The sequence below is a fragment of the Brevibacillus humidisoli genome, assembly GCF_020923435.1.
GTDB classification, from domain to species: domain Bacteria; phylum Bacillota; class Bacilli; order Brevibacillales; family Brevibacillaceae; genus Brevibacillus_E; species Brevibacillus_E humidisoli.
The window spans coordinates 3,878,536-3,905,367 of record NZ_CP087263.1; the positions used below are offsets into that span (position 1 = coordinate 3,878,536).

General features: G+C 49.3%; 32 protein-coding genes. 7 read left to right on the forward strand and 25 right to left on the reverse strand.

Features of this window, described 5'->3' with window-relative positions:
- Window positions 1-273 precede the first annotated feature (273 nt).
- From LOK74_RS18980 to LOK74_RS19005, 6 genes are all read right to left on the reverse strand, one after another.
- Window positions 274-1,251, reverse strand: coding sequence for a hypothetical protein (locus LOK74_RS18980; RefSeq protein WP_230043560.1), 978 nt, complete (start codon window positions 1,249-1,251; stop codon window positions 274-276).
- A gap of 944 nt (window positions 1,252-2,195) precedes the next feature.
- The gene (locus LOK74_RS18985) at window positions 2,196-4,046 is read right to left on the reverse strand and encodes a hypothetical protein (protein WP_230043561.1); all 1,851 of its coding nucleotides are present in this window, start codon (window positions 4,044-4,046) and stop codon (window positions 2,196-2,198) included.
- A gap of 188 nt (window positions 4,047-4,234) precedes the next feature.
- The gene (locus LOK74_RS18990; RefSeq protein ID WP_230043562.1) at window positions 4,235-5,080 is read right to left on the reverse strand and encodes a DUF4275 family protein; all 846 of its coding nucleotides are present in this window, start codon (window positions 5,078-5,080) and stop codon (window positions 4,235-4,237) included.
- Window positions 5,081-5,520: 440 nt separating this feature from the next.
- Window positions 5,521-6,564, reverse strand: coding sequence for a type II toxin-antitoxin system antitoxin DNA ADP-ribosyl glycohydrolase DarG (darG, locus tag LOK74_RS18995; RefSeq protein WP_230043563.1), 1,044 nt, complete (start codon window positions 6,562-6,564; stop codon window positions 5,521-5,523).
- A gap of 22 nt (window positions 6,565-6,586) precedes the next feature.
- The gene (locus tag LOK74_RS19000) at window positions 6,587-7,741 is read right to left on the reverse strand and encodes a helix-turn-helix domain-containing protein (protein WP_230043564.1); all 1,155 of its coding nucleotides are present in this window, start codon (window positions 7,739-7,741) and stop codon (window positions 6,587-6,589) included.
- On the reverse strand, window positions 7,738-8,394 hold the full coding sequence (locus LOK74_RS19005; protein WP_230043565.1) for a hypothetical protein: 657 nt from the start codon (window positions 8,392-8,394) through the stop codon (window positions 7,738-7,740). The genes LOK74_RS19000 and LOK74_RS19005 overlap by 4 nt, the downstream gene beginning before the upstream one ends.
- 770 nt (window positions 8,395-9,164) lie before the next feature.
- On the opposite strand from LOK74_RS19005, the gene LOK74_RS19010 reads away from it, so the two are divergent.
- A complete protein-coding gene (locus LOK74_RS19010; protein WP_230043566.1) occupies window positions 9,165-9,773 on the forward strand; it encodes a hypothetical protein in 609 nt (202 codons plus the stop codon).
- A gap of 55 nt (window positions 9,774-9,828) precedes the next feature.
- On the opposite strand, the gene LOK74_RS24425 is transcribed toward LOK74_RS19010, so the two are convergent.
- The 17 genes from LOK74_RS24425 to LOK74_RS19090 form a co-directional block, all read right to left on the reverse strand.
- Entirely contained in the window at window positions 9,829-10,974 is a 1,146-nt protein-coding gene (locus LOK74_RS24425) for an N-acetylmuramoyl-L-alanine amidase (protein ID WP_230043567.1), read from the reverse strand.
- The gene (locus LOK74_RS19020) at window positions 10,971-11,168 is read right to left on the reverse strand and encodes a hypothetical protein (protein WP_230043568.1); all 198 of its coding nucleotides are present in this window, start codon (window positions 11,166-11,168) and stop codon (window positions 10,971-10,973) included. The genes LOK74_RS24425 and LOK74_RS19020 overlap by 4 nt, the downstream gene beginning before the upstream one ends.
- A 1-nt stretch (window position 11,169) precedes the next feature.
- Entirely contained in the window at window positions 11,170-11,364 is a 195-nt protein-coding gene (locus LOK74_RS19025) for a BhlA/UviB family holin-like peptide (protein ID WP_230043569.1), read from the reverse strand.
- A 71-nt stretch (window positions 11,365-11,435) separates the two neighbouring features.
- Entirely contained in the window at window positions 11,436-11,570 is a 135-nt protein-coding gene (locus LOK74_RS24110; protein ID WP_255679465.1) for a CD1375 family protein, read from the reverse strand.
- Between the two features lie 40 nt (window positions 11,571-11,610).
- Entirely contained in the window at window positions 11,611-11,730 is a 120-nt protein-coding gene (locus LOK74_RS19030; protein ID WP_230043570.1) for a CD1375 family protein, read from the reverse strand.
- Window positions 11,727-11,930 carry a hypothetical protein gene (locus tag LOK74_RS19035; RefSeq protein ID WP_230043571.1) on the reverse strand — a complete coding sequence of 68 codons (204 nt, stop codon included), beginning with the start codon at window positions 11,928-11,930 and terminating at the stop codon, window positions 11,727-11,729. Before LOK74_RS19035 ends, LOK74_RS19030 begins: the two co-directional genes overlap by 4 nt.
- Window positions 11,930-13,492: a DNRLRE domain-containing protein gene (locus tag LOK74_RS19040; protein WP_230043572.1), complete on the reverse strand. Its 1,563-nt coding sequence runs from the start codon at window positions 13,490-13,492 to the stop codon at window positions 11,930-11,932. The genes LOK74_RS19035 and LOK74_RS19040 overlap by 1 nt, the downstream gene beginning before the upstream one ends.
- 55 nt (window positions 13,493-13,547) lie before the next feature.
- Window positions 13,548-13,820 carry a hypothetical protein gene (locus LOK74_RS19045; RefSeq protein WP_230043573.1) on the reverse strand — a complete coding sequence of 91 codons (273 nt, stop codon included), beginning with the start codon at window positions 13,818-13,820 and terminating at the stop codon, window positions 13,548-13,550.
- Window positions 13,821-14,138, reverse strand: coding sequence for a hypothetical protein (locus LOK74_RS19050; RefSeq protein ID WP_230043574.1), 318 nt, complete (start codon window positions 14,136-14,138; stop codon window positions 13,821-13,823).
- The gene (locus LOK74_RS19055) at window positions 14,135-14,707 is read right to left on the reverse strand and encodes a YmfQ family protein (protein WP_230043575.1); all 573 of its coding nucleotides are present in this window, start codon (window positions 14,705-14,707) and stop codon (window positions 14,135-14,137) included. The genes LOK74_RS19050 and LOK74_RS19055 overlap by 4 nt, the downstream gene beginning before the upstream one ends.
- Window positions 14,704-15,519 carry a baseplate J/gp47 family protein gene (locus LOK74_RS19060; protein ID WP_230043576.1) on the reverse strand — a complete coding sequence of 272 codons (816 nt, stop codon included), beginning with the start codon at window positions 15,517-15,519 and terminating at the stop codon, window positions 14,704-14,706. Before LOK74_RS19060 ends, LOK74_RS19055 begins: the two co-directional genes overlap by 4 nt.
- Window positions 15,507-15,941, reverse strand: a complete 435-nt coding sequence (locus LOK74_RS19065; RefSeq protein ID WP_230043577.1) for a DUF2634 domain-containing protein — start codon at window positions 15,939-15,941, stop codon at window positions 15,507-15,509. Before LOK74_RS19065 ends, LOK74_RS19060 begins: the two co-directional genes overlap by 13 nt.
- Window position 15,942: 1 nt before the next feature.
- A complete protein-coding gene (locus LOK74_RS19070; protein ID WP_230043578.1) occupies window positions 15,943-16,191 on the reverse strand; it encodes a hypothetical protein in 249 nt (82 codons plus the stop codon).
- Between the two features lie 10 nt (window positions 16,192-16,201).
- Window positions 16,202-17,152: an XkdQ/YqbQ family protein gene (locus tag LOK74_RS19075; RefSeq protein WP_230043579.1), complete on the reverse strand. Its 951-nt coding sequence runs from the start codon at window positions 17,150-17,152 to the stop codon at window positions 16,202-16,204.
- A 12-nt stretch (window positions 17,153-17,164) separates the two neighbouring features.
- A complete protein-coding gene (locus LOK74_RS19080; protein WP_230043580.1) occupies window positions 17,165-17,761 on the reverse strand; it encodes a hypothetical protein in 597 nt (198 codons plus the stop codon).
- 15 nt (window positions 17,762-17,776) lie between these two features.
- Window positions 17,777-20,347: a phage tail tape measure protein gene (locus LOK74_RS19085; RefSeq protein ID WP_230043581.1), complete on the reverse strand. Its 2,571-nt coding sequence runs from the start codon at window positions 20,345-20,347 to the stop codon at window positions 17,777-17,779.
- Between the two features lie 49 nt (window positions 20,348-20,396).
- Window positions 20,397-20,723 (reverse strand): hypothetical protein, encoded by a 327-nt coding sequence (locus tag LOK74_RS19090; RefSeq protein ID WP_230043582.1) that lies wholly within the window; start codon window positions 20,721-20,723, stop codon window positions 20,397-20,399.
- 339 nt (window positions 20,724-21,062) lie between these two features.
- Between LOK74_RS19090 and LOK74_RS19095 the strand changes: the two genes are divergently transcribed.
- Window positions 21,063-21,182, forward strand: coding sequence for a putative holin-like toxin (locus LOK74_RS19095; RefSeq protein ID WP_230043583.1), 120 nt, complete (start codon window positions 21,063-21,065; stop codon window positions 21,180-21,182).
- 236 nt (window positions 21,183-21,418) lie between these two features.
- Here LOK74_RS19095 and LOK74_RS19100 read toward each other — a convergent pair whose 3' ends face one another.
- Complete coding sequence (locus LOK74_RS19100; protein ID WP_230043584.1) at window positions 21,419-21,718, reverse strand: hypothetical protein; 300 nt, start codon at window positions 21,716-21,718, stop codon at window positions 21,419-21,421.
- Window positions 21,719-22,179: 461 nt separating this feature from the next.
- On the opposite strand from LOK74_RS19100, the gene LOK74_RS24430 reads away from it, so the two are divergent.
- Window positions 22,180-22,236, forward strand: a complete 57-nt coding sequence (locus LOK74_RS24430; RefSeq protein WP_420908802.1) for a putative holin-like toxin — start codon at window positions 22,180-22,182, stop codon at window positions 22,234-22,236.
- 418 nt (window positions 22,237-22,654) lie between these two features.
- Here the strand turns inward: LOK74_RS24430 and LOK74_RS19105 are convergent, their stop codons facing one another.
- A complete protein-coding gene (locus LOK74_RS19105; protein ID WP_230043585.1) occupies window positions 22,655-23,386 on the reverse strand; it encodes a hypothetical protein in 732 nt (243 codons plus the stop codon).
- A gap of 154 nt (window positions 23,387-23,540) precedes the next feature.
- On the opposite strand from LOK74_RS19105, the gene LOK74_RS19110 reads away from it, so the two are divergent.
- From LOK74_RS19110 to LOK74_RS19125, 4 genes are all read left to right on the forward strand, one after another.
- Complete coding sequence (locus LOK74_RS19110) at window positions 23,541-23,798, forward strand: tyrosine-type recombinase/integrase (protein WP_230043586.1); 258 nt, start codon at window positions 23,541-23,543, stop codon at window positions 23,796-23,798.
- Between the two features lie 46 nt (window positions 23,799-23,844).
- Window positions 23,845-25,086 carry an IS21 family transposase gene (istA, locus tag LOK74_RS19115; protein ID WP_230042329.1) on the forward strand — a complete coding sequence of 414 codons (1,242 nt, stop codon included), beginning with the start codon at window positions 23,845-23,847 and terminating at the stop codon, window positions 25,084-25,086.
- The gene (istB, locus tag LOK74_RS19120; protein ID WP_230042330.1) at window positions 25,083-25,862 is read left to right on the forward strand and encodes an IS21-like element helper ATPase IstB; all 780 of its coding nucleotides are present in this window, start codon (window positions 25,083-25,085) and stop codon (window positions 25,860-25,862) included. Before istA ends, istB begins: the two co-directional genes overlap by 4 nt.
- A gap of 242 nt (window positions 25,863-26,104) precedes the next feature.
- On the forward strand, window positions 26,105-26,788 hold the full coding sequence (locus LOK74_RS19125) for a helix-turn-helix domain-containing protein (protein WP_230043587.1): 684 nt from the start codon (window positions 26,105-26,107) through the stop codon (window positions 26,786-26,788).
- Window positions 26,789-26,832 lie beyond the last annotated feature (44 nt).

Below are 26,832 nucleotides of genomic sequence, written 5' to 3' on the forward strand. Positions count from 1 at the left end.
TAATCCCGCTGCACCCGGAGTTGGCCCCGATCCTCCAGGAATACCTAGAAAACGTCAGGCCGCCGGACCGTTCAGGTTCAAGCGCAACTGTCGGAACGATTGTCGGGTTTTGTGAATAATACCGGGTTCACGGTAAAAGATGTGGTGAACAAGGCGGTGGAGGAGTTTTGGGAGAAGTACGGCGGCTAGTCTCAATCTAGACACAGCAAAAAAGGGTCTAACCGTCTCTCGACGCTAGACCCTTCCCAACTAACAGATTACACGTATCACTTCTTACTCCCATTGCAGAGTTGGATAACCACTGCCCTCTTGGATCTCCCAAACACTCGCAAACTCCCAGCCAGAAAACGAAGCTTCCTGCTTCATCTCCGCTGTAGTGAGCGGAGTTCCTTTGTCCGTGTCACTCTGCCCGCTCGTATCAGCATCATAGTAAGAACGACTGACGGTTCCCGTATTCGCTCCGATCAGCCCGCCTATGTTGGGAGATGCACTATTAACGCTCCCGGAAGCATACGTTTCCGTAACAGTGTCCGCATTGCTTCCAACGAGCCCTCCGACATCATTGCTGCCACTGCCTACGTCTACCCATGAATAGGATTGCGAGATGGTTCCATAGTTTTCCCCGACTAATCCGCCTAAGCTAGAAGCGTTATTCTCAGCGGAACCTATGGCAAACGATTCTTCAATAGTCCCCTCGCTCGCCCCCACAAGTCCTCCGGTAAACCCAAAACCTTTAACCGTCGCATCGGCAAATGTGCGGGTGAGTTTCGCCTCTGCACTCATTCTTCCAACGAGCCCGCCTGTATAATAATCCTCATTGACCACAGTTCCCGAGCTTGAGCTATTCGAAATCGTTCCTTCCTCCATAAAACCGACCAACAATCCTGCGTTAAAACTGTCAGCCGTCACATCACCCATCACAGACGAGCTGTCAATCGTACCTCCTTGCATGTGGCCGACGAGCAGCCCGACGTTTTTCTGGGTGCTGGCCACGCTGGCATCCTCCAGCGCCAATTCTCTAATGTTGGCACCATCTGCAATGCTTGCAAAGAGGCCAATATTCCCCCCTCCGTCTACCCGCAGGCCACGGATCACATGCCCTTTTCCATCTAGATTTCCGGTAAACGGACTGCTCACCGAACCGATCGGGTTCCAATTCGTATTTGAATCAAGCTGAATGTCTTGACCGAGTTGGAAGTGAGAGGATAGATGATCCCGTATGTTGTCCAGGTGAGCAGCATTTGTAATCACATAGGGATTGCTGACTGTGCCATCCCCACTGTCAAATTCGCTATTCTCGTCTTATACCCGGTTTGGGCTTTCAAATCGAGCCTACACCGTGCGGGCGCCTTTCAGCGCACACGGCGTGCCATCAACGATAAGCGGTGTAACGTACAACGGGCAGTGCCATCATACCATACCCTAGCTCCTCTATGGGTAAAAATCCCTTTACTTTCATGCAAAGAGCTCTACAAACGGAAGAAAAGACCAATAGGACTGCCAATACCAAGGTATCAGCAATCCTGATCGGTCTTGTATCAAACTGTTGCGCCCGTTGTAACATCACATCTTATCGCTGACTGGGTCCCTTCGCTCCGGTCTGTTTTCCCCTCCCGCCATGTTGCCATCGCGGTACCAACGGCAGACCCTCTTCACTACTACGAACCCGCCGCCATTCTGCCGGGATCGTTGACGCTATCCCATCTCCTCCGGCAAAACTTCAAACGTCCCGTTCCGTCTATCCCTTCTTTTGATGACCGTAGGTTCCCACTATTCAGGTATGAGAACGACCAGTTTAACAGCCCAATTGTGCTGATCGCCGCTGCATGATCGCACATGCAGGGATGGATGCCGAACTGCTAGCATCGGATCACGACACCCACTACCTCACCCTGGATCGTCATGGGTTCGTCTGCCTAACCATAGCCATCTTTTAAGGAGCCCGGCCTCTAGCGAGTACGACTTTACCTGACTTCACCCCTTCAGTGTGGATAGCGCCTCTCTGGATGCAGGAGATTAGGCACAGGACACGGTTACTCGTCTGATCGTGGCTGTTGTCCTGGACAGGAATTGCACCTGTCAATTCAACGGAACAGTTAGAGAAAACCCCCATAGCCGACTAATGTCTGCACTATGGGGGGTTTTCTCCACTTCTTTCGCTCATCCTAGGGATGGCTTATGAAGTTGCGTTTCGGTTACTGTTTGTCAACAGTGATAGTGATGTTGTCTTCTGCTAACGGGTTGGTTGCTTGATCTTGTGCATCACTGCCGTCCAGCAGTTTCAACTCGATTAGAGTATCGTCAGCTACTTGATCTGGTGTGATCGGATTAGTTAGTGTCAGATCAAACTCATTATCATCTGTGGCTGAACCTGCGACCGAAGCAACTGCGGTAATCGCATTCTTAACTCCATCGACATATACTTCAAAGTCGTCTCCAGAGCCAGCAGCTACTTCAATCTCATTGTGTCTCATTACTTCAGAGAACGTTACACGAATAGTGTCCCCATCAACCAATTCGGCAGAAACTAGTTCGGGTTTTACATTCTCGTTGAGTCCCTGTGTGGTAGAATCCTCGTCAATAGCTACGTCATTTTTACCCTTGACAGCACTGCTGATTACAAATTCACGATTACCAGAGGTAGTTAATTCTCCATCTGCAATAGTAAGTTTAACTAATGTCTCATCTCCAACAAACACAGCATCTTCAAAGACATTTAGTCCATCAATGGAGTAGTTCGATACATCAATCGCAGATGGACCCATTTCAGCATCATACTTGACATAGATTGTGTTTAGAGGAACATTAGCAGGCCCACCGTCTCCGCTTGCATCATCACCTGGGATGTAAATCGCACTTACATCTGGTTTCGACGCATTGTCATTCGCTTCTAAGGTGAATGAAATTTCAAGATCATCAGAAGCTGCATTTGCACCGTCAGAAATACCAGCAGCAGGAATGGTTAGATTATACGCACCAGCTTCAAATCCTGTTACTTTGATTTTTAACACTTCATCGGTTGCAGTAACATCTGTACCCTCGTTTATAGCAGCGGTATCCACATTCTTAACGATGTTGTTGGCTGTGACATAAGTGCCGGTAATATCTTGACCTTGAGCTGCAGCTTGATCAACGTCCTCATTAAAGGTCAATACTACGAAAGTATCGCTACCGATCACCTTTACCTCTGTATTCAACAGCTCAGGCGCGTCAGCTTGGAAGCTTACGGCTTTTGTATAGGTGTCCCCACTGTTGTTATATGGATCACTATACCCAGAAATTACTACAGACTCTATCGAGTCACCAGCAGGTTCAGCAGAACCCAATGCAACCGTAAGTGTGTTAGTGTCTTCATCAAATGATTGCGCTCCGTCTGCTGTAATTCCTCCAACTGTAACAGTAGCGAAGGTGGTTGTGCCAGCCAGTTTTTCATTAAACTCAATAACCAATGTGTCTCTGTCAATCGCTTTGACGGATACAACTTCTGGAGGTGTAGTGTCCTCTTCAAGTACATTTACATCTTCGGAGGTTGGGTTCGGGCTAATAAAGTTTCCAGACTGGTCTTTTGCACCAACTACTTCAACAGTGTACACCTTGTTGCTGGTTAGACCTGTTAATTCAAGATAATTTTCACCAGCATTGAAAGTGGTAAGATTATAATCAACACCATTTGACAGCAGAGTTGAGCCATCATATACCTTTACACTTCCAAGAACGGAAAGCTCCTCAGTAAAGTATACACGTGCAGTTCCAGCCGCTGGATAGCTTACTTCTTTAAATTGTGGCTTTGTCGTGTCACTGAAGGTAATTGTTTTTGTAAATACCTCAGTCTTAACAGAGCCATCACTTTCAAGAGCAATAGGCAAAACGTTAATTGCAAAAGTAGTGTTGTTAGAAATTGCGTTTTGAAGCGCCAATTCAACTGTCTTGCCGTCTTCTAACAACGTAGGTGTGATGGTACCAGCATTGAAGCCGTTAATTGAGTAGTTAGCGGCATTCTCGGCACCATTTGTGCCACCACCAGCTTCTACTTCTTTACTAAACACTACTTGCAGCTTCTTAGCGTTAATAGCACTTAACGTTACAAAAAATCAAAAACCGCATAATGACGCGGTTTGTTGAGGACTGAATAGAGTTTGCGTGCAATAACAAAACAAGCATAAACATTACCAAACTAGTACAGTTGATGTATTGTCCGATTGTCCGATAATACACTTGAGAATCATATCACAATTTACTCTGGTCGGTTTAAACGATCAATATTAAACTTAGCATTCTTAGCATCACCAATTTTTAACCAATTCCATCCTTCTTCATTTAAAGTTTCATGTGTGGAAACGACTGTCCAATCCAAGCTGGAGTCAAAAATGTATAAATCAGAAGGAAAATCCGTTAATTTATTCATTAATTCTTGAAACGGCATTTTAAAAATATACGTTCTACCCATTGTATATGTAAACGGTGACGTACCATCCCAAAAAAAGAAAACCTCCTGGTTAAGATCCATGCCATACTTTACGTCTTCAAAACAAACAACCGCAAAACCTGATTTTAATACATCCCAAAGGTACCCATACCCTTGGAGATAGTCTTGATAATAGCTCTTTTTCTTTTGCTCTTCCAAATTACAAAAAGTACGAATATATTTTTTTCTTAAGCGTAACGATTCTTCCCGGGAGAGGCTTGGTAGCAGATTTATACGTAATTCGTAATCTTTTATAGGAACATAGAGGTCAACCCGCTTTTTTATACCCTCTTGAAAATGGTGCACTTCAAACCAATATCCAATGGTCGCATAGGAGTCGGTCTGTTCTATTTCACTGATCTGCTCTTTTGGAAAAACCGCATACTCTCCAGTTGGAATTGTTATTTCTTTTAAACCTTGCTCTACTCCATCCACATGGGATACTTGTTTTCCGATCATGTAGTAATATTCGTCATGGATTTTATAAACTGTATCATTATCTACAGTGTTGTTTATACTTAACTGCTGATAACAATATTGGTCAACCTCAGTTTTCTTGTCGCACAAAACCCCCACTATTTTTATCGAGTCCATCCGTTTTATTTGCAAAGTCATAATAGCACCCCTGATACACATTAGATATATTGGAGCACAAAAACAGGCAACCGTTACACGATTGAATGGTGCCTGTTTTCTGTGCTTTAGTCAAGTCCAGGTATTCCAATAATGGAAATGATGCCCTTTACTCTGCTTTCCAAATGACACAATTCGCTCACATCAATCCATTCAAAGTCATCATTGACCACTTTGATCTGCTTATTTGTGGCAGCCCCACATCGACCGTATCCCCCAACGGGAGCAATGCTACACGGTGACGGCGTAGTCATTCCTGGATTCGATATTGCATATTCGCTGTTCATCCACCGCTAAGAACGGTTTCGGGGCTATCCCAAGTACAGCTTCTCTGATGCTTTGTCAGGGGGAGGTATGGAGAATAATTGGCCTTATCCAAAAAAATGACCCGCCTCTAGATGAGAGACGGGCAAACCTTGGTGTCAGTCTGTTGTGGGCATAACATCAGCCTTTCTAAGATGCTCAAGGGCTTTTTTTATGTGGCTCTCTGTAAAAGTCCGCTTTTTGCGGGGACTCCATTGATGAACTTCGTAAACGACCTTGTCTGGAGAGTCAGCAATCCCCGGCTTTTCTTTCACCACCCAGTGAACCGTCGCCAATAATTCCATGCCGTATGGGGTTTCAAATCCTCTAATGATTTCCTTTACGTGATCCAGTCTTCGCAGGGACTCTCCTTCATTCGCCAGAAAGTCCTTAGCCTCTTCCGCCGCATGGGGAAGTACGTATATTTCCGCATCCTTGCTTCTGTCACCATACCCTCGAATATAATGCCCTTCTAATGCTTGGAGGACGTGATTCAAATTTTCCGCATAGGGGCCGTAGTAGAACCGCACAAATTTTAGTCTTAATTCTTCCCCCACTTCTTGCAAAAAATAAGCCAGTTTCTGAATCTCCAGCAGGGACAGGCGATACCCTGGCAAAGCGTACTCCTTCATAAGTGAGAGAAACAGAGCGCGAGCTTTAGTCATTCTTGGTTTTTTTGTGCCGATCTTCATGGCGTCAGGTGCAGGACTCCCGGAGGGTACATACAGCTCAACATATACATCTGAAAGTGGCGCAAACGCATTTTCGATTCTCGGACGCACTACATTCCAATCAAGTCCGCCATTGCCGCATCCCAAAGGAGGAATCGCGATTGATTTAATGTTGAGGGTCTTCACTTCTTGAACCAGTGCTGTTAACCCTGCATCGATATCCTCTAGCCTGGATGCCTCTTTCCAGTGCCTTTTTGTCGGAAAATTGATGATGTACTTGGGATTCCACAAAAAACCGGTCATGACGGTAAGCATCTTGCCGGGTTGCACGCCACCAACCCTGCACGCCTTCACATATTCGGTGAAATTATCGGGGAAGGCCTGCTTAAATTGTAAAGCAATCCCCTTACCCATAACCCCGACACAGTTGACCGTATTGACCAGCGCTTCCACATCTGCTTCAAGAAGGTTTCCTCTTTTGTATTCAATCACCTGGATCATCCTTTAGTAAAAATTATCTGGGTCTCAAATGAATGATCTTAGCAGATGGTCCTGTTTCTCGTTCGGTTAAGTAACCATCAGGGAAATTGGCTACTTCTTCAATCTCCTTGGCAGACAATCCAATTTCCGACACGAGATCTGACTTACCTTTCACATTGTGCTCAAGCAATAATTCTATGGCTTGTTTCAATGCAATAGGTTCTTCTAAGGGCGTTTCAGCATCTAATGGTTCCCTTTTCGTCATTCCTAGTGCATTCATCTTTTTTCGTAGATAGAGGGCTTGATAGTCACTAATGATCCCCAATTCTTCCGCACGATAAATCATAGCACCTATTGAGACATTCCATCGTTTTTTCAGTGATATAAAATGATCCAGCGAACTCGAGAATATTTCCTGGGGGAAAGAGTTATAAGGAAGCAGGAATGCTGAAGCAAACCGATGAGCTTCCTTTTCCATCCGTTTGTAGTTTTCTTTTTTCTTGAACTCCTCTAATGTTATCGAGGAGTGAAGAATCAGATGCCCTAACTCATGGGCCAAATTAAATCTTGAGCGAACAGCGGATTGTTCATCGTTTCCCAGTAAGATATATGGTCGTTCTCCCTCATTCCATAGAGAACACGCATCAATTTTGTAGTTCATCAAGCGTGCTCGAGCAATGATGACCCCTTTTTTCTCCAACAACCGAATAAGGTTGGTGATAGGACCGTTTCCTAATCCCCAACGCCTTCTGACCTCTAACGCAATATCATCAATATCATTGAAATTGGTTTCCACAAAATGAGACGTAGTGTTAACCTTAGGTATATCTAATGCTGGGAAGTCTAATATACTCTCCAGATAACAATGCACATCTCTAAGCCAGTTTATTTTTGTTTGATGTATCTTTTTAGATTTTACTGAAGCTGCCGCTATTGATCTGAAGTAAACAATCCCATCCCTTTTTTCTTCGATGGGCCTTAGAAAGAATGAAAGGGGAAGATTTAATACGTATGTTATTCTATCTAAAACATTATGTGCGGGCACTGCTTTTCCCTTTTCATATTTCGATACAGCTTGGTGCGTGACTCCAATTTTCTCAGCCAATTCCACTAAGGTTAATCCCCTGGCCTCGCGACCTTCTTTCAACCTTTCTGGAACGAAGCTAGAAAATTGCTTCCTGTTCTTCACTCATTTTGCACTCCTTGAACAAAACGCTTAAAACTGACTAAGCGTTCCTCCATGTTGGCATCATCTTCGATCTGAATATCATTATTTTGCACCAAATGCTTTTCTTTTAGCAAGTTGATACGGTCAATCCATTCCTTCTTACCCGGGATACCAAGCATGATAAAATCCGGTTCCACATTTCCATACCCATGGGTAAGGAGTAAATATCTTTTCTCTTGTAGAATGTTATATTGATTCACTTCGCCGAAATAGTCGATAAACAACTGATTCAGATTCAGTTCCTGATACTTCTTGCGAAAAAAAGCTGGTCTTGCTATACGATTAGGGCTACGAGTTTGACTGATGGTAATAATCGCTCGATTCGTCAGTAATTCAAGGTGTCGCGCAGTCTTATTCTTGTTGTAACTTAAACGATATTGAAGATTAAGTTTTCCTTCATCGATGGCTTTCTTAAACATGAATTGAATAGCTATAGGTTTAAGATAACCAACATGAGCATGGCCAATTTCCCAGTTCAAGAAGTCAGAATTATGTACTGCCTGATAAGCAAGCGAATAGCTACTACGGATGATTGGAACAATACTCGCTCGAACTTTAAGCGGAATTTGTTGGTTGATAAAATCCTCCGCAATTTCAGGAACTACTACCTTCACCGGCAAACACCTCTTGACAAATGTTGTTGCAACCATATTACCTAAATCATTGGAATTTTGCAACCGAAATTACAAGGGCAAAGTCCTTGTAATCGAGCTCACAGAGTAGCCGCTAGTTGCTACCTGTAGAGTTATCTCTTGGTCTTTTCGTATCCAGCTATACTTTTCGATGTCTGACAAATCAATCTAGTTCGCTACAAACACGTCATCTTTCTTGCTAATTGACTAAACCCAAACAGCAACGCCTCAGCAACGCAATTCTGGTCTGCTGAGGTGTCACTCAATATATTCCTCTCTGTCAATCTCCCAGAGCACCTGCATGGCACCACCTACGGCTACGTTCGCCTTGCAGGGAAAAACAATAAACGCCAAAGATTTTCACCAGTAAGCCGTTAATCCCTGATCATCGACCGCGGAATGGGAATCATCCGCATGTACTGAAGCATCTATCCGGTATGCACGGCTTCGTGATAAGCCATCCGCATCAGAAAATCACCCAGACTGCGTACATAGCCAATTTTGTTCGCTTGTGTAACAGAGCCATTTTTTGTATCATGGAATTATCCGAACGCCGGTAGGCTGGCCTTTGAACGAGTGTGCCCCTTGCTCATGTGATGATTCCGAGGAAGGGGTTTTAATCTTTATAGGAGAAGTTCCGGCGGTAAGGTCTGATGTTTTGGAAGTACAAAAGATATTGGGTTGTTGAGACTGGCTATTAAATATCATGGACCTGTGGTTTCCACAGGTCTCTTTATATCAGGAGGACTTCCGTGAAAAGACTGTTCACTTGCTTGATAATGATCATTTTGATCATTTTGTTATCGGCGATCACAGGTTGTAGTGTGGACAAAGATCACTCTACTAGAGGTAACGAGCCAATGGATTTACACAACAAGGAACTTTCCGACATTGAAGATAAAATAAAAACGTCAAGCTTTTCATCAACCTTGCCAACTTCATACAATATATCCGTAAACATTAGTCTGAAACAAGAAGAGATGGATCGAATTATCTACGAAGTGACAGTCGATGAAGCGAAACAGATGATGAAAGACGTTACGTTAAGCGCTCATCTTGATCCTGACATGGCATTGAAGCTTAAAACGAGTAATGTATTTTTCACCAATATATTTGATATTGATACATACCCCGATCGATTTCTACTTAAACCAGGTGGGGAAATAAAGGGCGTACAACTGTTTAGAGGATTTATCCTTGATCCCCAAGCGCTTGACCAGTCTTTCGTTGATCTCTACGAAACGGTTTATGTAAAGGTGTCTTGGAAATCAAGCGATCATACATTGCACACAGAATACTTTAAGATTAAAGGAACATCTAACGAAGAAATAACGGAATACATTCAAGAAAAGGCTAACTAACTCTTCTTCTTTTGATTTCGAGGCCTCCAGCGATTTGGCTGAAGGCCTTCACACACTACCTCGGAATCCCCGCCGCGTTCCGCAACGCACTAGCCGCATAATGTGCAGCATCCTGTACTTTCTTATCTGCGCTGGCGATCCAGAGCGCTCCCAAGACACCGATCACCTTCTCGGCTGCCTCTCTATCCACAGCATTATCCACAGGCGGTGTGGATACTTTCGTGGCCAACAGGCCCGCCAGATAGTCCTTCACAATCGACTGCCCGTAATCAGCTGCGGGTGCCCACTTTCCGCCCAACTCCTCCACCGTCGGGGCCGTCCCTTCGATGGACGAGAAGTGCCGGGGGTCTACGATCTTGCCTGTGACTTCCACGCCAGCGTACAGTGCCAGATGTTGCAGGTGCGCCAGTACCCCGGTTTCATCGTCTGGAAACTTTGCGTGTGCGTAGGGATCGCTGTTGGCTCCGCCTTGGGTCGTTTTCAGCCCACACCAGTTGTGGTGATCGCGTGTGACCACGCCGCCGAAACGCCCAAACGCCGTTTCCTTGGCCGCTTGCGCATACGCTACTTCTGCCCGGATGCCCATCTCCGCCCCAAGTCGCCAGTAGATTGGAGCCACGTCAATGAACGCTTGAGATGCCCCGCGGTTCCGCGCCCACTCTTGGGCTTGTTGTACGGTAGCTTGCGCCTGCCCTGCAATAGGCGTACCTTTCATGTGCCGCTGGACGCTGGCCATGAACTCTTCCCATCCATCGGGACGCGACCGGATCACATGCGGGCAGTTCTTCCCTGTCCAGTGGCTGTGTTGGACTACGGCATTCGGTCCAAGTCCAAACTGCCGCAAAAGAGAAGCGACCAATTCCGCAGCATTTGCTTCTGCTTTGGAACGGTCGCCGTCGCTGTTTTCGCATACCTCGATGCCGATTGATGTGCTGTTGCCTGGGCCATTGCCGTCTCCAGCGTGCCAGCCGATCTCATCAAGTGGCAGGTGCTGCACAATGCGGGTGTCGTCTACCGTGAAGTGCCAGGAGACAGGCCGACTCGCAGCGCTGTCTCCTTTCAGGTACCGGGCGTGCGCTAGTGCGTCAGCCCCGGCATTTGGGTTGGCCGTGTCGTGGACAGTGATGTACTTCGGTCCTGTCAGTTTTGTTCCTGGACGGTTTGGGCGGCCGGCCGGAATGAAATCCTGAATGATGTTCACTGTCCATCCTTCTCCCCTTTGAAGTTGTTGAGAAACGCTGCCAAAACGGCGGCAGCCGCAGCTACACCGTTGGCAATCGCGTTGATCTGATCATCGGAAATGACACTGTAGCCAAACGCCTCCAATACCAGTTTCGCGGCACCCAGCAAGCCAGTCACCAATACCACCATGTTTCCTTGCTTTTTGCTCTTCATGCTACTTCCCCACCTTTTCTTTGATTTCACGTAGTTCCGTGATCACCACGTCATACTTGTCACTGAACTTGTTGAGCAACTCTTGCAGGCGCATCTCTCGTTCTTTGCTGGTCTTCATCACGTAAAATAGCAGCCAAACAAAAAGGGCCGCGAACGGCCCCTGCTGCAGCAACGTATTCCATAGTGTCTGTTCCATGTGCTCACCCTCCTTCCAGGCAACAAAAATAGCCCCGATCGGTTCGGGGCGAGCTGTAATATTGTGATGTTTTATGGTAAAGGTTGTCCATCGGTACCCAAGCCAAGCACCTCCAGTTCTGCTTGTACAGCAGGCTGCAGGATAGATGGAACCTGATCGAAGGTTCGACGACCGTAAATGATCAAGGCGACGTACAAGGCGACCATATCGACACCCCCTCTCCAAAAAAGTATCCATAGCACGAAGCTAAGAAGCATGGTTCTCAGCATCCATGAGGGCTTGAACATCTGCACGGAGATTTTCCGGGACTTGTTCTATGGTTCTGCGTCCTTCCTTGATCAAGGTATAGTAGATTTGCACTATCATGTAGTTCCTCCATTCAAAGCTAGTAACTGCTCATACACTTCTGCTACCGCCTCCATCGTCATGAGGCTGTCGGCCCGAAGCGTTTGATTTTCGGCCCTCAGCGCTGTGTTTTCGGCTTCCAGTTGGGCAATTCTCACTTCGGGACTCTGCCTTTCCTCTTCGCGGATCTCCGAGATCGGTTTCACGTTCTGGAATCGCATCAGTCGAATGCACCTCCGTATCCGTTCAGCAACACTCTTTCCGTTGCTGTCCCCTTCGCTATGCTCACCCAAATGTTGATTCGCCAGCTCTCAGCGGTTTTCGTCTCGTTTGTAAAGAGATGCCCTCGTCCTGCGATTACAGCTGCCGTTGCATCCTCCCAGGTAGGCTCCGCATCCATCGCGTTGTTTGTTACCCGCACAAACTCGATTTCTGAGCCCGGTGGGAGATACCGTTCCAACTTCACGAGCACCCGTTTCGGCATCCCGTCCAGCGTGAAGTGCACCTCCACATCAGGGTTGTCGAAATCGAGCATGAATTCGATGTGGGTCTCGGTTCTCACGAAAGTGAACGTCCGGGTAGATGTGAGGCCGTTGTCGTCAGTAGCCTCCACGGTCAGCTCGTGTGGCGTGTCCAAGTCAAGCCTGATCCAGCGATCATGCGGAATGGTTACCGTCTCTTCCTGGCCAGTAACGCCTGGGAAAGAGCGAATGACCGTTCCGTTGATTTTCTCGGTGATCATGAACGGGTTTCCTTCTGGATCCGTAACTGTGTATGTCCGGACAGGCGGCGCCATGATGGTTCCCAGATCCTCGTTGGCCCCGCTGATGGTCGGTGGACGGTTCCAGATGACGGTAAAGTTCCTGACCTCTTCGGTTGAAACACCGCCCTGGTCATCCTCAACCCATACATGCAACGTGTGGGCCGTGTTCTCGGCCAGATCTACACCGGTTACGTCCGTGGCGCCATCCCACAGCCGTTTGTTTTGGTACGTCAGCGCCTTTGCAAAAGAAAGAGGCGTGCTTCCATCGCTTACACCGGAGGCAATCGCCCTTTCTGTGCCGTTGTTGATTTTATACTTGACCGTCACCACGTTGCCATTGTCTGCGTCGGTCGCGCTTCCCTCGATGTCGTATGCAGTACCTTCCGATAATGTTTGATTATCGGTAGGTAAACTAACATTTAACAAGGGAATTTGGTTTGAGTAGGTTATTTCTAGATATGGCCGCTTATTTACGTCAGTGTTCTCTTTGGTACCAGTCTCTATGCCTGCCCATGAATTACCTGTCTCCCCAAATTCGCTATGAATGTAAAAGTTTAAAATGTTCTGACCTTCTCCAATAGCAGCCAAAAGAGAATTAAGGATATCAAGTTTTACTAGACTACCTACGGATTCATCTCCTGTTATTATGGTACCGACGTTGCCATCGTCAATTCTATTAAAATTATAATTGGCTAGATCGGATGAATTGTATGTCAAGGTATTTTCATTCCATTCATTTTTCCATCTATAGACCTTGGCTGAGATAGCGCTGTAACTCAAATAGGCAAATGCTCTCGTGACTGGTATTACTAACTTCGCATCAGTAATTCCAGAAAGGTTATTGACCCCTGAGATATCGAATTTAAAGAATGGATAGGAGTATTGTGCCCTATTCAACCTTCCTATTTCATTAATCGTCGGCGATGTTGCACCAAATGCAGTGTCGGCGGTATTACCAGAATTTCCGGCATTTACAAATGTATCGGCTAATATATTAGTCACTTTCTTGGTATACGACATATTCCTCCCCCTCCCTTCTCAAAATGGCCGTTATCCGAAGGTATCCGCATATTACCTATACCTCCAACCGCGTCTCAGCTGCATTGTAGTAGCCGCGAATCACTATGATGGAGTCGACCGTGCTCAGGTCGTCGTCAAACTTGTTGTGGATGAAGTTCTCGGGCAAAATGCCTTCCAGCGTGTAGACGCGGGTTTTCAGGTTGTTCACATCCGTGGAGAGTTGGGCGAGTTGTGCATGTGCATCTGCGATACCCTGCTCCCAGCGGTTGATGTCTTGCTCTGTGACAGGATCACTGTATTTCCAGTCGATCTTTGCTTGATAAGGCACCTATACCCCTCCTTTCACCTGCACAACGAATGTCAAGGTCAAAAACTGCGAGCCGTTCATTCCGATCTGAGTCACCTTTTCTGCCACGACAACGCCATCCGAGGTCAACAGTTTCAGATTGTTGATTAGCGGTACGGAATCTACATGCAGCGCCTGTACCTGCAGGGCAATCGCGTTTTGAAACCCAACAATGGGGTGGGTTGAAATCACCGCACCTTGCACTGGAACAGAAACGGAATCGTTTATAAGGATGCTGCCGCCGTTCAATCGTGAGAGGAGGTCATTTCTGGCAAGAGTCAGGTAATCTTTGTGCATCATACCAGCACCTCCTCATATCGTTTAATTGGTGTCATGCCGACGCGAAACTCGGCTACGATGTGGTACTCCTTGATGCCGACCACTACGTTGTCCACGAACTGCAAATGATCGCCGCTCACTGGCTCAAAGGAAACGCCGTTACAATGCACGGGGCGAATCTTCTCTACTGACTGAACGGCGTGCTTCGTATCGAACGGATCCTCGATCGGGTAAACGTAGTGAATGACCTTTCCGAGAAAGTCCTCCACCATCTGGACGTTTTTCAACGTAGAGGCGCTGAGGCCAATCGCGCGAAGGACGCTGGGCGTAAACCCCAACCGTGCCCAATGTTTCCGCTGGATGTTCTTCCGCCGCTCCTCTGTCCCAAGAGGCTGCTTCTGTCCGAAGTAAATCCAGTCCCACACATCCAGTGCATAGGTGGCCAAGAGGGGAAAAAACTGCAGTCCCAACTCTCCCCGACGAGCGGCATAGTCATCGACGGGTACGGCTACCCCTTCAAAGTAGTACTCAGCCACCCTGTTCTCATACCAGTAGGGTGGCAACATTTCTCGGTATCGCTCAGGAATCATGTCGTCACCACCAGTTCTAGCGTTGCAACGGCATCAGCGGGGATCGTCAGATTGGCAGTCCCGCCATTCAACGTGTAGTTGGTGAAGTCTTTGACACCGTCTACCAAAAAGAGCGATCCAATCACCTGGTACACGATCTCGGAACGCCCTTTCAAGTAGGTTTTGATTTGATTGGTTATCTCCGAAGTAACTTTCTCCATCACAGCGTCTGGCTCAAGGATCAGCGCCACTGATACAGAAACCGGATAGACATTGGCCGGAAGCACCTGCAAGTCATGCAGGGCCTTTCGTTTTTCTTCCAATTGATCCCGCACCTGCTGCGCTAACTCCGCAGATGCTGGCTGCCCGGTACTATCCGTGATGTACACGTCGATCGATAGATCGTGTCGTGCCTTCTCGATGGCAACTGCGCCTCCCACCCCGTCAATTGCCCGCGCCCACTGCTCGTAATCAATCCTGCGCCCATCCCCCTCTTCCGTCCGTGCGCGGTCGATCAATCGCTGCCGGTACGGATCATCTGCCTCGTCGATGTTTCGCTCCAATCCCATAAACACACCGTGAGCATCCAAAAACTCCCCATCCGCCCAAGGCAGGAATCCCTGCACAAAAGCATATTCCAACAGCTGCTGCTGCTCGCTGATCTCGTCGGCAATCGGGTAGAGCAGATCGTAGAAAAACTCCCCTTCCTCTGTAGCTGGCAGAGTCTCCCCTCGCTCCTGCGCCAAAGCCTCCAGCCGGTTCACCATTCGCTGATAAATCTGATCCGCCGTCTCCCGCAAAATCGGCATCTCCGGCTTCTCTATCGCTGCCATGCGTCCACCTCCGTTCTGGTTGTGCCTCTTACACCTTCGATTTCAAGCGAGAATATGATGCCGTTTCCTTCAAACCGGATGTCCATTACCTCGGCCCGCTCGATCTCGCTGTGGGCCTCCAGCGCTTCCTGGGCCTGTGTTTTAATGGTTGCCAGGGATATACCCGACCGCATGCGGCCCACTTCGTATAAGAAGTCCACCCCGTACCGCTCCGAGTAGATGGCGTAGCGAAACCGTCTAGTGTTGAGAATCTTTTTAGCCGCCTCCTCCAGGTACTCGGCATAGCTGGTCGTACGAAGGTACCGCCCATCTGGCCCCTGTCGAAACTGTTTCGTTTCCCAGTCAAACTTGTACGTCCAGGGGATCGGCGTCTGTTCATCCTGCTGCTTGAGCAGTTGGTTGTCTTGCAGTTGTGGAAACATTTCACTTCACCTTCCCCAACACCAGATATTGACCATTCGCACAGCGGACAAGCACGACTTTCCTGCCAATGTCCTCTGACAGAATCACCTCATCCTCCAGCAAAACGCATTCCTCCTCTTCCAACGGTTCCGGGTCCCGATCCAGCTTAATCGTGAGAGGGGCGTGCAACTGAATGGTCCCGAATTCCGGCTGTGTATCCGTAATACCTGACCTGGCCCCTTGAAACAGTTTCGCAATCGCGGTCTGCATCTCTCTGTGCTCACCTCCTCTCCATCTCCAGATCCATCGTGAACTGGCCGCCCTTCCACATGCCGCGGCAGGACGTGACGATCCAATCCGAGATGGTTTGTCCATCCTTCTCCTGAATCTTGATGGCCCACCCGGCCCGCAGCATCGCCGCCTTGGGATCGCTGTGCTTGACGGTAATCGACCGGGTGACGGGCACCTTGGACAGTTCCTTCAATTGCCTGTCGGCTAAGCTGGACAGGTTGGTGTCTTCTCCGGCATCGACCATCTTTTCCATCCGGCCAATGTCCTGGATGAGCGATCCGTTTTCCTTGGTTACGCGGCCTGCCACCTTATCGTCTTTATATCGCTCGACGGTGACCACCGTGTACACGTCCTCGATGCTGTTGCCGGTCGAGCTGCTTTCCAACAGATCGGCACGGAAGAGGGGAATGCTCTGATTCCCTCCTTCCGGCACGACGGTCAGCTTGTCTCGCTGATGCTGGAGGAAGTAACGCTTTCCTGTCTTTTCATAGGCTTGTTCCATGATGGTCGTATACAGCGACCCATACGATTGCGAGACCATGCGCTCCTTGATCGAAAAGCCGAGGGACGGGCAGGAGAAGGCGATCCCTGTACCCTTGATCACTCGCTCCAGCTCCTTGCCCGCATCCCCGTTCAGGCGAACCGGCCCAGTGTCATTCTTCTGCAGGTACCAGGACAGTTCGTAGGCTGTGGCGGATAAGTCAACCGTCTTGTCATCCCGCCGGGGGTTGACGATGGGGCCATGAAAGAATTGCTCACTCTCCATCAGCTCCTCACCGGAGAAGAGCATCAAAAAACCCGCTGCTTGTAACAGCGGGGAGTTGCGGATGCGGATGTCGCAGGTCTGGGCGATCTGACCGCGCGACGATGACCAAGAGAGATCCACGATGGAATCGGTCAGCTCGATTCGTTCCGCTCCTTTGCCGTATACCACTCTCATCCAATCGCCCCCTTATGTCCCGATCGCACGGTTGAGACTGGCCAGTTTTCGATCGATCCGCTCCCGCTGCGTCAGTTGAAGGGTGGACGCCACCAGGGATTGACTGGACGTGCTTTTTTTCTTGGCCGTTTTGCCTGTCGTGTTCGGCCTCGCCTTGGTCTGCTTGGCCACGACCGCAGCTGGTTGCAACAACTGCTTCTGGTTGGTGTAGGTGACAAACTCGTCCTTCTCAAAGAGAGGCAGTTCAATGTTGCCGTAGAAATCGCCGTTGATCCCCTTGTACGCTCCTTCACACGGACCGATGAGTACCGTCCACGCCAAGTCCAGTTCGTCAATGGTAATCAGCACTTCCTTGGGTGTCAGTCGATCCAGACCCTCCAGCCAGGCTTTCGGTCCCTGGTAGCCCGGTACTTCGTTGAGGGGAGACTGAGGGTCACCCGGCAAGACGAAATCAAACGAGATGGACTTCGGTCGACGTCCCGCCATCCGTGACTTGGTGGACAGCGTAATCGTCGTTGTGGATTCCGTATCGTTTCCGTATCCCCGCAGCTGCACTTCGCCGGGAGTGACCGGGAAGGTAAGCCGGTACATGCCTTGCAGTCGAATCATATGCCATAACACCTCCTATGTGGTGGCGCCGCCCGCCGTTTCGATGGCATCAACCAGAAACTTCTCCACCATGTTCTTCACCTCGTTGCTGACCTTGGGATCGCGCAAGAGCCGCAAAAGACCCGCGACATCCTGGAGGATACCGTCTGCCTGCAGGGTGATCGGCATCTGTTGAACGGTCAGAGACGCCAGCTTGGGTTTCTCCTCTTTGGGCTTGGTCGGAGATACAACGGGCACCCCAGCCGGTTTCACACCTTGCGCCTGGGCATTTGCGTTCTCCTCCATTTTCTTTTTCATCCCCGCCCAAATCTTTTCACCGAGGGGAGCCAACGCTGTCGCGACGCCGCCAAACGTCGTCTTCGCGGCAGCATCCTTCAAGATGCCGCCCACGTCTTTCAACACTTCTTCCGGCGGTCTAGGCGGTTTCGGCGGCTTCGGTGGCTTCTCTGGTGTGCCATTCCACCAGGCTTTCACTTTATCAAAGATGGCACCGCCGCCAAACGCCCCGATGGTTCCTCCAATGGCACCCCCAATCGCTGTCCCGATACCCGGTACGATGGAACCCATGGCCGCCCCTGCTACGGCTCCTCCCAGCGCTCCAATCGTTTCGGAACCGACTCGTCCGGCTGCCTCCCATTTGTTGTCCGCGGTCGCGATCTGGCCCACGCCGATGGCGGCTCCGATCCAGGGGAGCTTCCGCACCAGACCGCCGCCAAAGGTTTTCAGCTTGTTCCACATCCCGCCGCTCTCTCCTCCGAAGTTCAGCAGCTCTTTCGCACCGTTCCACAACCTGCCTCCCGCATCCTTGATCCGGTCGAGACCGGCTCCCAGACGGCCTCGCAGTCCCTGACTGCTGCCGCTTCGGGTCCCGCCTGTGTCCGGTGGCGCAGGTGAAACAGTCGTCATCCGGCGTCTGCCCACAAACCGTTGGCCTGCCCCGCCCAGCCTGCCTCTGCGTAACCGACGCCGACCGCTGCGTCGCCGCCTTCGATTCCCGCCGCCCTCCTCACAGCAGCAACACATCCCCTGACTTTTCCGGCCGTAGTTCTTAGCTGCTTGCTCCAACTCCCTTGCGGCACGCTCCTGCGCTTCTGCCGCCCTCTCCTGGGCTGCGGTAGCCTGTCGGCGGGAAGAGAGCGTGTTGAGAAGGACCTTGGCTCCTACGCCCAATGCGGTACCAGCTGCCACCAGCTCCGTCCCCCATCGGGCCCAATCCGGCATCTGGCGAAATCCATCCAGCGCCCATTGAACGGATCGGGCCAAACCAGAGAGCACCGGCGCCACATCTTGGGCAATCAAGGCAGAGAAGTCCAACAGCGCCTGTTTCGCTTCATTTTGCGCTTGGGTGTACGCAAACAACGGATTGCCTCCGGTTGCCGCCTGATAAGCCGGATTGAGTCGGTCTCTGATCGTTGGCGTCACCTCTCCCGTAGCAAGCCGCCCAGCCGCCTCCAGCAATGGACGGAAATCCTTGCCCATGTCTTCTCCGGGGCCGCTGCCCAGTTCGTTCAGCACCTGCTGCTGGGCGTTGCGATCTCGGATCGTCGACAGGTCAATCATCAACCGGCCCATTGCGTGCTGCGCATCCGCTTGATTCCCGGAACTCAGCAACTCCCGCAACAAAGCCGCTTCTGTCTCCGCTTTCTCCTGCGCATCTTTTGCGTCCATCCCTTGGGTTTCGTAACCGGTTTTCAAGACGTTGGCCAGATCGCCCTGGTTGGCCAGTTTCAAGGTGGTTTCCTTTAAGGCATCGAAACTTTTATCCAGCGACCAAACGCCCATCTTGCCCATTTCCTCGACCAAGGCCGCCATCTTCTCGGGGGAGTCCAGGAACTTGCTGGTCTGAATGCTGTACTCCACCAAGGAGTCGATCAGCTCACCTCGCAGATCTTTTGCACTCTGCTGCATGTGCAGGACAACATTCCCCAATCGTTCGGCATCGTCCACATCAAAGGCAGCCCTCATCGCAGCCATCGCGGTCAGTGCGTCGGTTTGGTCCAGATCGCTGGTGATGTGCAGTTTGGAAGCAACCGATGCGTAGTCGTTTCCGTTCTCTCCGAAATACTTGGAGGATGCACGCAACAACGCCATTTGTTCGCCACGCGAAGCGTAGGGGTTGATCCGGACCAGATCCCGAGAGCGCTGATCATAGGTCGTCATCTCTTCATCGGTCCGACCCTTGGCGGCATAGAGCATCCGCTGCCGGTAGATATCGTCAATCTCTCCTTTGATGTCGCCTATTCCCATCCCGATGGCGATCCCGCCTGCCAGTGTACTCAGCCGCACCAACTGTTCTCGGATTCCAGCGATCTGATCGCTGGCTTGGTCGTCAATCTGGACCGTGGGCCGCGCATCCGTCCCGTTGAGGCGGCGAAGATCGGCGCGTAATTCGTTGATCTCCCGCTGCATTCGCTCCATATCCTGAATGGCGTCCTGGGCAGCCCGCTCCAACGAGTGGTCCATCTGGCGAGTCTCTCGCTCAAAGCCACCAAGGCCACGACGCAGTTCCCGAATCTCGCGCTGCATGCGAACCAGTTCGGGTGTAATCCGATTGCGTGCGACGAACGTGGCTGTAATCGTTGCCAACGACGTTCACCTCCTCTCAAATGAAAAAACACCCGGTTGCGGGTGCATGTTACAGGTGCCCTTCATCTGGCCACTCGATATCGTGATCAGCTCGGCAACGCGGGCAACGGACTTCGTAGTGGTAACGATAAACCACCAACCGTTTGCCGCAACGTTGACAAGCAAACCGGGAGCACTTGCGAGCCTTCTTCCATGTCCCGATAGCGCCCCATACGCCGAAGAGAAGCAACGGAATGCCAATCAGAAACAGCCCGAAGAGGATCAATAGCATGCCGACCATTAAACTGGACACGAATTCCGCAGCTCCGAGAATCATCCATCCGTAACTCGACAGCCACCGTCTCGGCATGTCCACATGTACGCGATACAATTCCATCGTTCCCTCCTGTTTTTCCATCGTTGGCGGCATTGTACCGAATCGGCGGGGTGACGTCACACCAAACAGACGGGGAACAACCAACAAAAAAAACCACCCGTTTCGTCCGAGTGGTTGATGGGCTTGGGTGACCCTTGGCTGCTGGTCCTTGACCCTATTATAACGAAATGACAGCCCTGCCGAGGTTGAATGTCCGGAATGTAAACCCTTGTCTGGACTGTCAACACAAGTGCGCCGCTCCGCCTTATTTCGTGGTATAATCTTCCTCAGTACAATAGAATCGGCTCCTCAAGGGTGGTCGGCTCACTCTCTATCCCATCAGGGAAGGGGGTGAGAGACGTGGCAATCACGCACGAAACGATGACACTCATGCTCCAGTTCGGCGGATTTCTGATCGGCCTGCTGAGCTTAATCGTCACAATCGTCATTGCCTTGACCAAGAGAAATGACCGCCCTTGAGCTGTGGCAGCCAGGCGGTCATTTCCGTGACCACTGATGTTTTGCTGAGCCGCCCCCTTGTAGGGGAACGTCTATTGTACAGACCGTAGGTGTTCGCAGCACCTGCGGTCTTTTTAGCATATGCTTGTACAAGCTATTTTACCACAAGCTTTTGGTAAGTGCCACCTAATCTGGTCGATAGAAAGATACACTCACTCCACATCTCCCCAAAGAAAATACCGGGAGTATTCCCGGTATCACCCTCGCAGGCGATCGCGCAAAATCGAAACATCTACTTCAAGCTCCTCAATGCGCTCAGAGTGGAGAGCAAGCCGCTGATGAACACGGTCAAACTTCGATTCTAAGCGTTCCACACGTTGTCCAACTTTCTGTATTTCAGCCTCCAAACGATACTGAGATTCTTCCAAACGATCATGCCGTTTCTCTAACCTCTCCAAGCGTTCCTCCATCCGAGATTGCCCTTCGATCAACTTTCCAACCTTCCCGATCAAGTCAGTCATCATGACCTCTAACCGCTCCAACCGCTCCTCACTCATGTCGCTCGCCCCTTTCTTACGAAAAACGAAAAAGAAAATTGATTTGAAAATAACGGGAAAAGACTCCCGGTGCCTTGCCTATTGCTCCTGCTGCGGTTGCGAAACCCGGAGTTGGTAGATCGCCTTTAAGTAGTAGACCTCCCTTGAGCCTGCGAAGCCAGGAGGTCTACAATGCAATACCCTGAGCCGACGCCTTTGAGGGCGGCTATTGTACAAGGCCGTAGGTGTTCCCAACACCTGCGGTCTTTTTAGCTTATGCTTGTACAAGCTATTTTACCACAAGCTTTTGGTAAGTGCCACCTAGTCCTGATGGTACTCATATTCATGTATACCCAGCACTTCAAAACGGTGGTATAATCCCCCTGTACAATAGAATCGGCTCCTCAAGGGTGGTCGGCTCACTCTCTATCCCATAATGGGAGGGGGTGAGAGACTTGACAGTATATGAAGCACTCAGCCTGATGCTTGCATTCGGCATGTTGGTCGTCGCCATACTGTCTTTTCCTAAAAGGAAATAGACCGCCCTTGAGTTGGTAGCTCGGCGGTCTATTTCGCATTGAGTAATGAGCCGCCCCCTTATGGGGAACGTCTATTGTACAGACCGTAGGTGCGCCAACACCTGCGGTCTTTCTTAGTTTATACGGCTGCTGCTATTTACATCCCTAGTTTACTACATGAAACATGGACTGACAACGAAAAGACGCATAAAATGGACAATACGCCAACAGCCGCCCACCGCCTGGCAAGCAGAGATTATTTCCTAAATGAAAGGAACCTGCCTCATAAGGGTAGAAATCGAATAGAGATTTTAATAACCAAGGAAAGGAGGGAGTACCGTGAGTGATTCAAAAAAACCATCTGCGACAGGACCCGAAACGTCTAGCCAAAACAAGGGTTCTTTAACCAACATCGCCAAATCCCAAAACAAGCCTTCCCTCACGACGATCGCTCAGCAACAGTCACAAAATCAGAAGAAGTAGTGTTTAACTCCCGGAGGGCGTGCTCCAGCATTACATCACTGTTGAAGACTTTTATCGCAATCCCCGCTTTGATATCGACAAAAACCTTTTCAGGCTCTGGACGATATTTGGCAACCACCTGTGTCCAGAGCCTGATGCCGTCTAAGACCAGCACTCGTTCCGGCTCAAATGGTCGGGAGACATGAATGATGGAACCAATCTGTTTTTCTTCAGGCTTATCCAGTTTGCTGATTTCCACTACCTGCGGCTCCTGCGTGGAAAAGATCTCGTCCCACACCGTCGATCGACTCGATAAATCAGCAAGGCCTCTCCGGTAACGCACCTTGTTGATCAGCTTTTCCAGACGGGATGCCAAAAACGTACTCCACACTACACATAATCCAAAACTGACCCATGCGCTAACCGCCACAAAGAGCAGGAGGTAACGGATGTCGCCCGTGGCCTGCATCAGCTCATCTACCGTCCATACACGCTTGACAGCAAGCAGTGGAACGTACTCACCCATCAGCGACCATAGGTTGAGCAGGCAAAGGGAAGTAAAGCTGATCGGAAGCCACAGCAGCGCTGAGATTCCCGCCACTTCTGATGTGGTATGTTTCACCGGGGGAGTGAGCCCAAACACTTGCAGCCAGAAATATGCCATCAGACCGGGTAACAAAAACACGAACGTACCCAAGAAATAGTTCAATTCCTTTCCCCCTTGATCAACTCGATGAGCCCGATGAAAAACCTTCATTGAGAAGTCTATGTCTCTGCCTCTTGGGGGATGTCTCCTACTTCTCATAAATTAACGACTTCACCAGTAACAGCTAGGTATTCTAATAATCCCGCTGCACCCGGAGTTGGCCCCGATCCTCCAGGAATACCTGGAAAACATCAGACCATCCGGCTGCGATCCGCATTTCTTCATCACCAAGAAAACGGGCACAAAAATGACGACCGGCTACATCCGGGCCATACTGCATAAGGCAACTGCCGCAGCTGGTATCTCCAAAAAGGTAACACCGCACGTCCTCCGTCACTCCTTCGCTACTTCACTTTACAAGGATCACGGAGTCGATGTGAACGGCACTGTTAAAATCCTCAATAACGGCACTTGAAAATTCCCCACTTTCGGCAGAAAATCTCTCCCTGGAGGAGAGAAATATGCTAAAGAATGGGGAGTTTTACTTGATTAAAGACATGAAACAAAGAGGAATGAGTACCACGCAAATTGCGAACGAATTAGGGAGGGATCGAAAAACAATCCGTAAGTGGCTGAAGAGAGATGAACCTTCGAAATACCAGCGAACCGTCAAAAAAGCAAGCATCCTCGATCCATTTAAACCCTATATCAAAGCGAGAATGGAAGAAGGCTGCTTAAATGCTGTTGTCTTGTTTGATGAAATTAGAGCCCAGGGATACTCAGGACAAATTAGACTCCTTCGTTCCTTCATGGAACCATTGCGCCCCGTCGTTACCTCCAAGGCAACGATCCGTTATGAAACCACACCTGGTAAGCAAGCGCAAGTAGACTGGGGACATTTCAAAGTGGAATGGAATGGTGGATATAAACGACTATACGCCTTTGTCATGGTTTTGGGATACTCGAGAATGTTGTATGTGGAATTTACGGAGAACGAACGGCTGGATACCCTCATCGGCTGTCACTTACGTGCCATGCAATACTTTGGAGGCAGACCGGATACATGCTTGTACGACAATATGAAAACCGTCATTGCAGGTTACGACGACCAAGGCCATGTATTGTGGAATGAACGTTTTTCTCAGTTTGCAAGTCATCACGGCTTTACCCTCCGGCGTTGTGCCCCCTACCGTGCACGAACAAAAGGGAAAGTAGAAAATGGTGTTGGCTATGTGCGAAAGAATTTTTGGCCTCGCGTACAGTCGTTTACCAGCCTGAGTGACTTGAATCAACAAGTACGCCATTGGTTGGATACGGTAGCCAATGTACGGATTCACGGCACCACACATGAAAAGCCGGTAGATCGATGGAAACATGAACAGTTGAAGCCGCTTAACCCGGTTCCGTTCGAAGAAGTAGAACGGCATACTCGAAGAGTATCCAACGATTTGCTCGTTTCTTACGGAGGAAGCAGGTATTCTGTACCCTATACCTATATTGGTCATACGGTACAGGTACAAGATCTCCAGAATGGTCATATCCGGATCTATCAGGGCAACACGATTATCGCTGAACATCAAAAAGCAGTTCGTTCCAAACAAGTCGTAACCAATAAAAAACACTTCGAGGGGATTCAAACCCAAAGTCGCGTGAAGGCTCCCCAACCTATGCCGCGTCTGGTTTCAAATCCAAGCCCTGAAGTGGTGGAACGTGATTTATCAGTCTACGAGCAGTTTGCTGACGAGGAGGTGATCGTACAATGATGCTCCAGTCCCGTTTAGAAGAAGCCTTTTCGCAAATGGGATGGGTACGAATCCCGGAAATTATTCACCACCACGCAGAAGAAGCTGCTGCTCAGAATATATCGTATTTGGAGTTCTTGGACAAGCTTTTGCAAGAGGAAATCAAGGCCAAGAGGGATCGATTTATTCGAATGAAGACACGATTGGCTCATTTACCCTACCATAAAACATTAGAGCAATTCGATTTCAGTTTCCAGCCTTCCGTAGATGAAAGACGGATTCGTGATTTGGCAACCCTCCGGTTTGTGCACCAACAGGAGAATCTCATTTTGCTGGGTCCGCCAGGAGTCGGAAAGACCCACTTGTCTGTTGCATTGGCTCTGGAAGCCATTAAGCAAGGTTTGACAGTTTACTTTACAACTGCTCACGATTTGGTTCAGACACTTCAGATTGCCCATCAAAACAATAGTATCAAACAAAAAATGCGGGCTTTTATTAAGCCGAATGTACTGATCATTGATGAAATCGGCTATCGCAAGATGGATGAAACGGCAGCTCATTTTTTCTTTCAAATCGTTTCGGAGCGTTATGAATCTGGTTCGATTATTCTTACCTCGAACAAGTCTTATGGTTCGTGGGGAGAGATATTTGGAGATACGGTACTTGCCACCGCCATCCTTGATCGATTATTGCATCACTCCCACACCATCAACATTAAAGGAGAAAGTTATCGCATAAAGGAGAAGAAAAAAGCTGGTTTCTTTCGACCAGAGACAATTGAAGATAAAACCGAATGAACGGAATTTTCCCGCCGCCAGCCCCCCTCGGGGGGCATTATTCAAACAAACCTATTGCCTAATATGGGGAAAATTCAAGTGCAGATAATGGGGAATTTTCATTTGCAGTTGACATCGATTTGCTGCGGATCGGGAAACTGCTTGGCCATGCTTCACCGCGGGCCACATCCATCTACACTCATACCACGCCGGAGCATCTGCGAGAGGCATTAGAAAAACTCTCATAGAAAGGAGATTAAAGTGTGGAAACGAACGAACGTGTCCAGGTAATCATTGAGTTGTTTCAAGAAGGGCATTCACCGGAAGAAATCGCCGACCTGCTTGGGTACAAAGGAAAAGGCGGCGTTAGCGGCTACATGCGCCGACACGGATACCGATGGGATTGGACGGTGAAGAACTATGTACCTGATCCGGTGAAAAACGGAGAATCATCCAAGAGCGTTAACCAGCAAGCTCTTTTACTTGACCAAGCAACAAGCAATTTGCAAAAAAGTGAAATGGATAGCCAGACATTGCCGGTAAGCAATGAATGGCAAGGAAGCAATCAACAGCAACTTGAAACTGGCAATCCATTGAAAGAAGCAAGCAATTTCTTGCAAGAGTCGCAGGAATCAAAAGATAACAACGTTGTCTCGTTCCCAAAATCAGTGGAGAAGAAGCCTGCAACACCGGCAGTTTTACCGCCAGAACTGCTGCACGGCTTACAGGAGATCCTGCGAAACAAGGACAAGCTGCTAAACATGGTTACAGATGGAGCCCCACCACTCCATATGAAACGGTACAGGGGACCGGCAGTAACCAAGACGGTACAGTTTCAAGCGCAGCTGTCGGAACGATTGTCGGGTTTTGTGAATAATACCGGGTTCACGGTAAAAGATGTGGTAAACAAGGCGGTGGAGGAGTTTTTGGAGAGGTATGGGGGATAGCTCAACCTAGACATAGACACAGCAAAAAAGGGTCTAACCGTCTC

Coding starts and splice junctions, on each gene's coding strand:
- LOK74_RS18990 (WP_230043562.1), bottom strand. CDS start 5,080: ATGACTTTGCAAATAAAACGGATGGACTCGATAAAAATAGTGGGGGTT.
- LOK74_RS19020 (WP_230043568.1), bottom strand. CDS start 11,168: ATGAAGAGCAAAAAGCAAGGAAACATGGTGGTATTGGTGACTGGCTTG.
- LOK74_RS19025 (WP_230043569.1), bottom strand. CDS start 11,364: ATGGAACAGACACTATGGAATACGTTGCTGCAGCAGGGGCCGTTCGCG.
- LOK74_RS24110 (WP_255679465.1), bottom strand. CDS start 11,570: ATGGTCGCCTTGTACGTCGCCTTGATCATTTACGGTCGTCGAACCTTC.
- LOK74_RS19030 (WP_230043570.1), bottom strand. CDS start 11,730: ATGATAGTGCAAATCTACTATACCTTGATCAAGGAAGGACGCAGAACC.
- LOK74_RS19035 (WP_230043571.1), bottom strand. CDS start 11,930: ATGCGATTCCAGAACGTGAAACCGATCTCGGAGATCCGCGAAGAGGAA.
- LOK74_RS19040 (WP_230043572.1), bottom strand. CDS start 13,492: ATGTCGTATACCAAGAAAGTGACTAATATATTAGCCGATACATTTGTA.
- LOK74_RS19050 (WP_230043574.1), bottom strand. CDS start 14,138: ATGATGCACAAAGATTACCTGACTCTTGCCAGAAATGACCTCCTCTCA.
- LOK74_RS19055 (WP_230043575.1), bottom strand. CDS start 14,707: ATGATTCCTGAGCGATACCGAGAAATGTTGCCACCCTACTGGTATGAG.
- LOK74_RS19060 (WP_230043576.1), bottom strand. CDS start 15,519: ATGGCAGCGATAGAGAAGCCGGAGATGCCGATTTTGCGGGAGACGGCG.
- LOK74_RS19065 (WP_230043577.1), bottom strand. CDS start 15,941: ATGTTTCCACAACTGCAAGACAACCAACTGCTCAAGCAGCAGGATGAA.
- LOK74_RS19070 (WP_230043578.1), bottom strand. CDS start 16,191: ATGCAGACCGCGATTGCGAAACTGTTTCAAGGGGCCAGGTCAGGTATT.
- LOK74_RS19075 (WP_230043579.1), bottom strand. CDS start 17,152: ATGAGAGTGGTATACGGCAAAGGAGCGGAACGAATCGAGCTGACCGAT.
- LOK74_RS19080 (WP_230043580.1), bottom strand. CDS start 17,761: ATGATTCGACTGCAAGGCATGTACCGGCTTACCTTCCCGGTCACTCCC.
- LOK74_RS19090 (WP_230043582.1), bottom strand. CDS start 20,723: ATGGAATTGTATCGCGTACATGTGGACATGCCGAGACGGTGGCTGTCG.
- LOK74_RS19100 (WP_230043584.1), bottom strand. CDS start 21,718: ATGAGTGAGGAGCGGTTGGAGCGGTTAGAGGTCATGATGACTGACTTG.
- istA (WP_230042329.1), top strand. CDS start 23,845: ATGCTAAAGAATGGGGAGTTTTACTTGATTAAAGACATGAAACAAAGA.
- istB (WP_230042330.1), top strand. CDS start 25,083: ATGATGCTCCAGTCCCGTTTAGAAGAAGCCTTTTCGCAAATGGGATGG.